Raw genomic sequence first — 9,491 nt, forward strand, 5'->3', positions numbered from 1 at the left:
AACTTTATCGAAATATAGGACGATATGAGGAGGCAGAATCCCTCTTCTTCGCGCCTTAAAATTAGTGAAGAGCAATTAGGAGAAAATCATCCTGATACTGCAACTAGTCTCAATAATTTAGCGGGACTTTATCGAAATAAAGAACGGTATGAGGAGGCAGAATTCCTCTTTCTTCGCGCCCTGAAAATTTATGAAGAGCAATTAGGAGAAAATCATCCTGATACTGCAACTAGTCTCAATAATTTAGCGGGACTTTATCGAAATATAGGACGATATGAGGAGGCAAAATTCCTCTATCTTCGCGCCCTGAAAATTAGTGAAGAGCAATTAGGAGAAAATCATCCTCATACTGGTGCTAGTTTAAATAATTTAGCTCTAGTTTATCAAAATAAAGGACAATATGAGGAGGCAGAATCTCTCTATCTTCGCGCCCTGAAAATTAGTGAAGAGCAATTAGAAGAAAATCATCCTCATACTGCTATGAGTCTCAATAATTTAGCGGAACTTTATCGAAATAAAGAACGGTATTCAGAAGCCATTCCATTATTAGAAAGATGGAAAGATATTCAACGCCAACGTCAAGAAACTCGAAATCAATCCTATGCTAATCGTATTTGGACACTAGGAAGACTTTATGAAAAATGTCAACAATTTCCTGAAGCAGTCGCAAATTATGAGGAAGCATTATCTATCTTTAATCATTTTTTAGATCCTAAGCATCCACGAAGACTTTTATTAAAAAGTGACTTAGGGCGTTTGAAAAAGAATATGAAAAAAAGTAAAAAAAGCAGTTCTTGAACATTGACTCAGCCTGATCTTGTTCTTACAAAAAATACCCATTCATTTATGTTTCTACAAAAAAATTGAACTTATTCCCACCAATTAAATCAATGATATGATTAAGTTATAATTCAATTCAACCCAGATAAAAGAGTAATATTATCATGGATAGACTAGAGTTTCCCGTAGAATACAGTTTTGATATTGATAGCAATATGGTCATTGCTACCATACCCCAACTCAATTATATTTCTTCTTTTGGTCAAGATTTTGCTGAAGCAGAAAAGAATGTTACTGAAGCAGTATTAGCTTATTTAGAAGCATTAGAAAAACAAGGTTTACCTATTCCCAAAATCAAGAAAAATTCTGGAACAGTTCTAATTGTCGAGTTAGTTTCATGAGCGATAAATTATCTGCTATTACTCCTAAAAAAGCATTACGCAAATTAAAGAAAGCCGGATTTATCGAAAATCATCAAAAAGGTAGCCATTTAGTTTTAGAACATTCCGATGGCAGAATGGTTGTATTACCAATGCACAGTAAAGATATTCCGATTGGCACATTACACGCTATTGTAATTCATCAAGCTAAATTAAGTTTAGAAGAATGGCAAAATCTCTAAAATAGGAGATTAAGAGGGTTGACATTTGCTTTTAAATTTGTTAAGATAAAGTTGATAAGGAAGAAGTATCTTGCAATAAATAATTTAACTACCATAAAAAATACCCATCCAGTCATTTATCTGGGTGGGTATTTTTTTTGCGTAGGGGCGGGATTTTACCGCCCTTGATGAGAATTTATTACTACTTGCTTTCAGTAAAATCGGCATCAATGACATCATCACCACCACCAGAAGGAGGAGGAGAACCAGCGCCAGGAGTTTCTGGACCAGCAGCACCAGCATCACCACCAGCTTGTTGATAGATATTGCTACCAATAGCAAACAGAGCTTGTTGCAGTTCTGGCATCAACTTCTGGATTTGATCATCATCTTCTTTAGCAACTGCTTCTCTGACTTCCTTAACTAAACCCTCAACCTTAGTCTTATCAGCAGCAGGGACTTTATCACCCAACTCTTCTAACTGCTTCTCAGCTTGATATGCTAAAGAATCAGCTTGGTTTTTGCGTTCAATTTTCTCACGACGTTCTTTATCAGAAGAAGCATTTTGTTCAGCTTCTCTAACCATCCGGTCTACATCATTCTTATCGAGCGTAGAAGCACCAGTGATACTAATAGATTGTTCCTTACCAGTACCCTTATCCTTCGCAGTCACGTTGAGAATACCGTTAGCGTCAATATCAAAGGTAACTTCAATTTGAGGAACACCACGGGGAGCAGGAGGAATACCATCCAAACGGAAAGTTCCTAAACTCTTATTATCATTGGCAAATTCTCTCTCACCTTGGAGAACGTGAATTTCCACATTGGTTTGTCCATCTACAGCAGTAGAGAACACTTCTGATTTTTTGGTAGGAATTGTGGTGTTGCGAGGAATAATCTTAGTCATGACACCACCCAAGGTTTCTACACCCAAGGACAATGGTGTTACGTCTAACAACAAGATACCTGTAACATCACCAGCCAAAACACCTGCTTGAATAGCAGCACCAACAGCTACCACTTCATCAGGGTTAACGCTTTGGTTAGGATCTTTACCTAACACCCGCTTTACCACATCTTGAACTGCGGGAATCCGAGTAGAACCACCAACGAGAACAACTTCATCAATATTGGTCTTATTTAATTTCGCACCTTTCAGGGCATCTTCTACAGGGATGCGGCAACGGTCAATTAAATCAGAGCAGAGTTCTTCAAAGGTGGCGCGAGTTAAAGTTGTGTCTAAATGCTTGGGACCATCTTGGGTAGCAGTGATAAATGGGAGGTTAATTTCTGCTTGGGTGACACTAGAAAGTTCGATTTTGGCTTTTTCTGCGGCTTCAGTCAGACGTTGTAAAGCTTGTTTATCTTTACGCAGGTCAATACCTTCGTCTTTTTTGAACTTTTCAGCTAAGAAATCAACTATTTTTTTATCAAAGTCGTCACCACCAAGGTGTGTATCACCAGATGTTGATAATACTTCAAATACACCATCACCAACTTCCAGAACGGATACATCGAAAGTACCACCACCCAAGTCAAATACTAGGATAGTTTCGTTGCTCTTTTTATCAAAACCGTAGGCTAAGGAAGCAGCAGTAGGTTCGTTGATAATTCGGAGAACGTCAATACCAGCGATTTTTCCCGCGTCCTTTGTGGCTTGACGTTGGGAATCGTTGAAGTAAGCAGGAACGGTAATTACTGCTTGGGTAACGGTTTCACCCAGATATTTACTAGCATCTTCAACTAATTTGCGGAGAACTTTCGCAGAAATTTCTTCAGGAGCAAATTGCTTACCAGCACCTGGAGAATCTACCTTAACGTTACCGCCACTACTGAGAACTTTATAAGAAACTTCTGTAGCTTCATTGGTAACTTCGTCGAAACGACGACCGATAAAGCGTTTTACAGAATAAAAAGTATTTTCGGGGTTCATCACCGCTTGGCGTTTAGCGATTTGACCTACTAAATTGTCGCCATTTTTGGCAAACGCAACTACTGAGGGTGTTGTCCGAAAACCTTCCGCATTAGCAATAACTGTGGGTTTACCACCTTCCATTACTGCTACACAGGAGTTTGTTGTCCCTAAATCAATTCCAACTACTTTTGCCATTTTGGGTGTTTACTCCGTATAAAATTACTAAATGAATCAGAGAGAATATAAAATTGCATTAACTAACTGCTCTGCTAATAACAATCAGTTGGGTTAGGCTTTGCTGGGAATAAAATCCCCAACTAGGCTAATATCATATAAACTCAGTGGTAGCCATTCCATGAAGGGTGGTTTACCGAACCGTTAGGGGAACGGTGAATTTTATAAATTATGTCTAGTGGTTTCATGGATTAATGTGCTTTCACATTGACTAATGTATGAGAATTAATACTTTCAGGAATTGGGGTGAACCGTAACTTTATAGTCGTATTTGCCGTCAAACCCCATGGGGAATTAAAAATTAGAAATTAAAAATTAAAAATTATACCCCTTGATCCGTAATAAGAGGCTTGGTAATTGTCAATTATCAATTATTTACGAAGAAGGACGTTCTCCTTTTTGAAACTTTTGCCATGCTTGTTGGAGGGCTGTGGGGGCGGGATTAGTGCCATCATAAATGACAATGACATTGGTTAAAGGTCTACCTGCGGGAACTAAGATATTACCTTTACTGGCTAAGGCTCTAGATGCTCCACCATCTAAGTTCATAGCTTCGTAACAACCTATTGCTTTCATGGCTTGTGCTTCTTTTTGTAAGGAGAGGTTAATTTCAAAGTTGACTAAAATCAACTTTGTCCCATCTTTGGTAAAACCAATGGCTGTCCGTGCGCTATTGCCTAAAACATTGGGATCTTTAAAACCTTCAATTTTGGGGTTTAACCAAACTTTCCCTTGTCGCAATAGTCTTGGTCCACAAGTTAGAGAAAACCAATGTTGATCCCATTCGGGTTTGCCGTCTACTCTGGCTGTTACCATTTCTGGTTTGTTACCAATTCGTAAACCCAAGGTAGTGCCAAAGTTTTCCCAACGACTGTATTTAACAAATTTCCCGGCTGCTACCATGTTACCCATAACTGTTTTTTGGGAATTTTTTGCGAAAAATGTGCCGTTAGCGACGACGGTAGCGCGATAACGGGCAACTAATTTGTTAAAGTCTTCATCACCACTGGTTTTTTGAATTGTGTTAGCAAAGGTAGCATTTTTGGCTAAACCAATTGTAATCAAGGTTTTTGGGTCTGTGAGGTCAACTATGGTTTGATAAAAAGGAATGCCATTAATTCGACTTTTTTTAACCTGTACAGCTTGAGCATAACTAGGTAATGTTAGTGTTAATCCTTGTGCTAAGGTTGCTCCACTTAGAAATAAAAAGGATCTGCGGCTAATTTTGCTAATTGGTATCATTGATTTTTATTAATTTTGATTCCTGACTTGTTTATATTCTAGTGTTCAATATAACTGCGTATTTATTTTTATGACTAATCGGTACATCATTTTTCACAAACCCTATGGAGTTCTAAGTCAATTTACTCAGGAAAGTCCGAAACATATTACGCTCAAAGAATATATAGATGTTCCTAATGTCTATCCTGTAGGGCGTTTGGATTGGGATAGTGAAGGATTGCTGTTATTAACAAATGATGGTAAATTACAGCACCGTCTTGCTCATCCGCGTTTTGGTCATCAACGGACTTATTGGGTACAAGTGGAACGTATTCCTGATGTTGATGCTATTAATAGGCTGCAAACTGGGGTAGCAATTCAAGATTATCGGACTCGTCCTGCCCAAGTTAGGTTATTCTTAGAAGAACCATTTGTAGGTGATTCCTGTAGCTGCTTAGGCGATCGCATTCCCCCCATTCGATATCGTAAAAGTATTCCCACTGCTTGGCTAGAAATGACTCTAACTGAGGGGAAAAACCGCCAAGTCCGTCGCATGACGGCGGCTGTGGGTTTTCCGACTTTGCGGTTAATCAGGGTGAGTATTGCTCATATTCAATTACATGATTTAGCTCCGGGACAATGGCGAGAACTAACTCCCTTAGAACTCACAAAACTAAATCAATCACCGGAAAACTAGTTTTAGATGCTGTAATATTCAGTTGTTAGTCGCATAAAATTACAAATGCCGCGATTAATTTTTTAAGAATGCCACTTAATTTCCTCTTCAAACCACAATATGAATGTAAGTCTACTGTAGGCTGGGTCAGCTAATTGTGGAATTTGGATGTTAATGGCTAGAAGCACCTTAGCAAAAAAGTATCGGAACTTCCACTATGCTGATTTGCCCCCAGTGTAAATTTGAAAACCCTAATAGTAATAAGTTCTGTCAAAGCTGTGGTACATCCCTAGCTCATCAAGTCTGCCCTGAATGCGGTGTTGATGTAGCTATAAATGCACAACATTGTCATAAATGTGGTGCGGAATGTGGCACGATTTGGTGGGCTATGATTACCCAAGTCACATCGGCTGTTTCTGCTATTGAGGAAACTGGTGAATTAACGCCAAACTCAGAAAATCCCGTGGTTGGTATTACTGATACTAGCCCATTCTTAAAGTTGGCTTTAGATTCTTATTTAGATTCACAGCAGCGTTATCGCTTGTTAGAATCTTTACCAAATCCAGAAATTATTGCAGCTAATAAATCGCTGACAATGCGAGTTTTAGATTGCCAACCTTACCAAGTATCACTGATTGAAGCCAGCTTGGGGCATGAAACCAAGATAGCTACACAGACAATTCCTGATTTAGCAAAGGCTTATCTAGAATTGCAGGTGGAAATGCACCCAGCCATACCCAAGATTCATGATGCTTGGCAACAAGATGATCTACAAGTAGTCTTGTTGGAAGATAGATCCAATTTACCAATGTTGGTTGATGTCTGGCAGCAAGACACAATCACTATGTTGGAAATTTTATATTGGTTTTATCAAATGACTCAACTTTGGGAGTTGTTAGAAAAGGTGGGTTGTCGCCAAAGTTTATTAGAGTTGTCAAATTTGCGAGTAGATGAAGACCAAGTTTTAGTATTACAAAGGTTATATATAGAACCATCGGCGCTGATACCCCAACCATGCCCACAGGATGAGGAACAAGCTTTAAGTATTAAAAGTTTGGGTCAAGTGTGGCGGAATTTGTGTAAACAATCCCAGCGGACTCAATTTGGGTTTGTTGTGCAGATGTTGGATGATTTGGAATCTGGGAAAATTAATACTCTAGAACAATTGCGATCGCTATGGCAAACGCAGTTATCTCTATTGGAAGCAGAATCTACCCCAGAAAAATCTCCGTCTTCCTCAACTATATTGCAATTCAGCGATGAGACGGAAGATACAATGATCAGAAATGATGATATCCCAACTATGGTGCTATCCATGCAGCTAAGTAGTTTGGAATATGCTGGATATACTGATGTTGGTCGTCAACGTGATCACAATGAAGACTATTTCGGGATTGATAGTAAAGTTCACAAGCTAGAATTACCAAAAAATCGCTTGGTTACAGCCCAAAGTGTATATATTCTTTGTGATGGGATGGGAGGTCATGCTGGGGGTGAAGTAGCCAGTGCCTTAGCTGTGAATACTATTCGTAAATACTTCCAAGAAACTTGGGTGGATGCAGAATTACCGAGGAAGGAAAGTATCCGAGAGGCGGTTTATTTAGCCAATCAAGCTATTTATGAGCTTAATCAAAAAGAAGCTCGTGCTGGTATTGGGCGTATGGGTACTACTTTGGTTATGTTGTTACTTCAGGATAATCAGGCAGCAATTGCTCATGTTGGTGATAGTCGTCTTTATTGTCTCACTCGTAAACGAGGACTCGAACAATTAACTATAGATCATGAAGTTGGTCAACGAGAAATTGCTAGGGGTGTAGAACCGACTATAGCCTATGGTCGGGCTGATGCCTACCAGCTAACTCAGGCTTTGGGTCCACGCAATGAAAATTCCATCCATCCCGATGTCGAGTTTTTTGATATTAATGAAGATATGCTTCTGGTGTTGGTATCAGATGGTTTATCAGATAATGATTGCCTAGAGACTAATTGGCAAACTCATCTCCAACCTTTATTAAGTTCTAGTAGTAACTTGGAAAAAGGTCTTCAAGATTTAATTGATTTGGCTAATGAACACAATGGTCATGACAACATCACAGCTATACTAGTACGGGTAAAAGTCCGCCCTTCTCAACAAGGTTTGTTTGTAAATTAGTTTTTATGTTATCCGTATTAATACAGAATTAATTACACAGATTGTTTTTCTGTCCCCAGTTAAGAGTCTCCAGCAATGAATTTAATTTTGTCCCATTACCTATTGTGATTACTCTGACCCTATTAGAAAAGCATGAAAAAACACCGCTCAAACAGTGGTGTTTTGAGGGTTCTACCGTTGTCCGCATTGGTCGGGCAGTGGATAATCACGTTGTTTTGGCTGATAATTTAGTTTCCCGGTATCATTTAGAACTGAAATTAGTAACAAATGGATCGGGTTATACTTGGGAAGTAATTAGTCAAGGAACTAATGGAACTTTCCTCAATGGCAGTTTAGTAAATAAATCTACCCTGACTGATAATTCTCTACTGCAATTGGCTCAGGGTGGACCTTTACTACAAGTCCAAATTCAGGAATTACTCCCCCTACTGACTACGGCTACACCATCAGGTGGTGGGGAAATTAGTCAGGGAAGAACGCCAATATCTGCCGGTTCTGGTTGCACCCATGAGGGCAATGATCCGGGGAATGTCTTTTGTATTCACTGTGGACAACCAATTGTGGTCCAAAAAACTATTGGTCATTATCAGGTATTGCGAACTCTGGGACAGGGTGGCATGGGTACTACCTATTTGGCTTGGGACGCAGGTGAAATTAGTGGTGTACCACAATTGTTGGTACTCAAGCAAATGAATGCTGATATGGCGAAAATTCCCAAAGCTCAAGAGTTATTTGCGAGAGAAGCCAGTATTCTTAAATATCTTCACCATCCGGGAGTACCTAAATACTATGACTTTTTTGTGGAAGGTGGAAAGAAATACTTGGCAATGGAATTAATTCACGGTCAAGATTTAGAAAAACGGGTTGTCCTAACTGGACCTGTGACACCTAAACAGGCGATCGCTTGGATGGTGCAAACTTGTGATATTCTAGATTATCTTCATCACCAAGAACCACCACTAATCCACCGAGATATTAAACCGGCTAATTTGATGGTGCGGGGTGCTAATAATACTATTGTTGTTTTGGATTTTGGGGCTGTCAAGGAAATTGGCACAAAACCAGGAACAAGAATTGGTGCTGAGGGTTATTGCGCTCCTGAACAAGAAAGGGGACAACCTCTAACCCAATCTGATTTATATGCTATTGGTCCAACACTGATTTTTTTATTAACTGGGGAAAATCCTTTGAAGTATTATCGTCAAAGGGGACGCAGTTTTCGGTTTGATGTTAAAGGCATACCCACTATGACTGAGCCATTAAGACAGGTCATTGAGTGCGTTACTGAACCTTTACCACGCGATCGCTATCATACGGCAAAAGAGTTAGCTCAAGCATTAAGATCAGTCACCAGTTAGAAGAATCTGGTTAGTGGTTAGGTGCAAAGTTTACCTACTTTGGTCAAGATGCTTGAGTATACTTCAATACTAAATGGAATACATTTTTGTGCTAAATCTATAAATAGACTTGAAGCAAAAGTTCACCCACCATAAAAGCAAGGGCAATGAAACACAAGATCATTACTATCCTTGATAAAGGTAGGCAAATTTGCACCAAGCTGGATTAGATATAGCTGGTATAGTTTACCTATTTAGTGGTTTAGTCGTCGTCCCACTTTTCTACTGCTAGTAAGTCGCTAATTGGATCTTGTGTGCTGAATCCAAAATCTAGCAACTCTTGTTTCCAGTGTTGCCATTCATCGCCATAGAGTAAGGCAATCTTCCAAATTTTATCATTGGGTTTGATAATATTGGATTCTACGAGTGATTGCACGTTACGCTGCAATTTCACCATTGGGTGAATTACTTGCTGAGTCATAACCTCGGTGTATTTCAGATTTTTGTGTGTAAATGCTTGATTAAAACAGCTTTCCGTTTGCAATTATTACCTGTGCGTGGAGCAATTATAGTTT

9 protein-coding genes are annotated in these 9,491 nt (G+C 39.2%); 6 read left to right on the forward strand and 3 right to left on the reverse strand.

Features of this window, described 5'->3' with window-relative positions; all coding sequences use genetic code 11:
* Nucleotides 1-24 precede the first annotated feature (24 nt).
* The 3 genes from FJR38_RS11895 to FJR38_RS11905 all read left to right on the forward strand — a co-directional run bounded on the left by FJR38_RS11895 (nt 25) and on the right by FJR38_RS11905 (nt 1,402).
* On the forward strand, nt 25-798 hold the full coding sequence (locus FJR38_RS11895; RefSeq protein WP_217360013.1) for a tetratricopeptide repeat protein: 774 nt from the start codon (nt 25-27) through the stop codon (nt 796-798).
* Nucleotides 799-944: 146 nt separating this feature from the next.
* Nucleotides 945-1,181 carry a type II toxin-antitoxin system HicB family antitoxin gene (locus tag FJR38_RS11900; protein ID WP_168499624.1) on the forward strand — a complete coding sequence of 79 codons (237 nt, stop codon included), beginning with the start codon at nt 945-947 and terminating at the stop codon, nt 1,179-1,181.
* The gene (locus tag FJR38_RS11905; protein WP_168499622.1) at nt 1,178-1,402 is read left to right on the forward strand and encodes a type II toxin-antitoxin system HicA family toxin; all 225 of its coding nucleotides are present in this window, start codon (nt 1,178-1,180) and stop codon (nt 1,400-1,402) included. The genes FJR38_RS11900 and FJR38_RS11905 overlap by 4 nt, the downstream gene beginning before the upstream one ends.
* A 181-nt stretch (nt 1,403-1,583) precedes the next feature.
* Here the strand turns inward: FJR38_RS11905 and dnaK are convergent, their stop codons facing one another.
* Both dnaK and FJR38_RS11915 read right to left on the reverse strand, forming a co-directional pair.
* Nucleotides 1,584-3,491: a molecular chaperone DnaK gene (gene dnaK / locus FJR38_RS11910; RefSeq protein ID WP_168499620.1), complete on the reverse strand. Its 1,908-nt coding sequence runs from the start codon at nt 3,489-3,491 to the stop codon at nt 1,584-1,586.
* A 414-nt stretch (nt 3,492-3,905) separates the two neighbouring features.
* On the reverse strand, nt 3,906-4,769 hold the full coding sequence (locus FJR38_RS11915; RefSeq protein WP_168537702.1) for a phosphodiester glycosidase family protein: 864 nt from the start codon (nt 4,767-4,769) through the stop codon (nt 3,906-3,908).
* A 73-nt stretch (nt 4,770-4,842) separates the two neighbouring features.
* On the opposite strand from FJR38_RS11915, the gene FJR38_RS11920 reads away from it, so the two are divergent.
* The 3 genes from FJR38_RS11920 to FJR38_RS11930 all read left to right on the forward strand — a co-directional run bounded on the left by FJR38_RS11920 (nt 4,843) and on the right by FJR38_RS11930 (nt 8,937).
* On the forward strand, nt 4,843-5,448 hold the full coding sequence (locus tag FJR38_RS11920) for an rRNA large subunit pseudouridine synthase E (protein ID WP_168537254.1): 606 nt from the start codon (nt 4,843-4,845) through the stop codon (nt 5,446-5,448).
* Nucleotides 5,449-5,644: 196 nt separating this feature from the next.
* Nucleotides 5,645-7,579: a serine/threonine phosphatase gene (locus FJR38_RS11925; protein WP_168537255.1), complete on the forward strand. Its 1,935-nt coding sequence runs from the start codon at nt 5,645-5,647 to the stop codon at nt 7,577-7,579.
* 104 nt (nt 7,580-7,683) lie between these two features.
* The gene (locus FJR38_RS11930) at nt 7,684-8,937 is read left to right on the forward strand and encodes an FHA domain-containing serine/threonine-protein kinase (RefSeq protein ID WP_168537257.1); all 1,254 of its coding nucleotides are present in this window, start codon (nt 7,684-7,686) and stop codon (nt 8,935-8,937) included.
* A 241-nt stretch (nt 8,938-9,178) separates the two neighbouring features.
* Here the strand turns inward: FJR38_RS11930 and FJR38_RS11935 are convergent, their stop codons facing one another.
* Entirely contained in the window at nt 9,179-9,397 is a 219-nt protein-coding gene (locus tag FJR38_RS11935; protein ID WP_168499612.1) for a DUF4327 family protein, read from the reverse strand.
* Nucleotides 9,398-9,491: the final 94 nt, after the last annotated feature.

The sequence above is a fragment of the Anabaena sp. UHCC 0253 genome, from assembly GCF_009712085.1.
GTDB lineage: Bacteria > Cyanobacteriota > Cyanobacteriia > Cyanobacteriales > Nostocaceae > Dolichospermum.

Excerpts from the sequence above, each read along its gene's own strand:
- FJR38_RS11935 (WP_168499612.1), bottom strand. The coding sequence starts at position 9,397 with ATGACTCAGCAAGTAATTCACCCAATGGTGAAATTGCAGCGTAACGTG.
- FJR38_RS11905 (WP_168499622.1), top strand. The coding sequence starts at position 1,178 with ATGAGCGATAAATTATCTGCTATTACTCCTAAAAAAGCATTACGCAAA.
- dnaK (WP_168499620.1), bottom strand. The coding sequence starts at position 3,491 with ATGGCAAAAGTAGTTGGAATTGATTTAGGGACAACAAACTCCTGTGTA.
- FJR38_RS11900 (WP_168499624.1), top strand. The coding sequence starts at position 945 with ATGGATAGACTAGAGTTTCCCGTAGAATACAGTTTTGATATTGATAGC.
- FJR38_RS11895 (WP_217360013.1), top strand. The coding sequence starts at position 25 with ATGAGGAGGCAGAATCCCTCTTCTTCGCGCCTTAAAATTAGTGAAGAG.
- FJR38_RS11925 (WP_168537255.1), top strand. The coding sequence starts at position 5,645 with ATGCTGATTTGCCCCCAGTGTAAATTTGAAAACCCTAATAGTAATAAG.
- FJR38_RS11920 (WP_168537254.1), top strand. The coding sequence starts at position 4,843 with ATGACTAATCGGTACATCATTTTTCACAAACCCTATGGAGTTCTAAGT.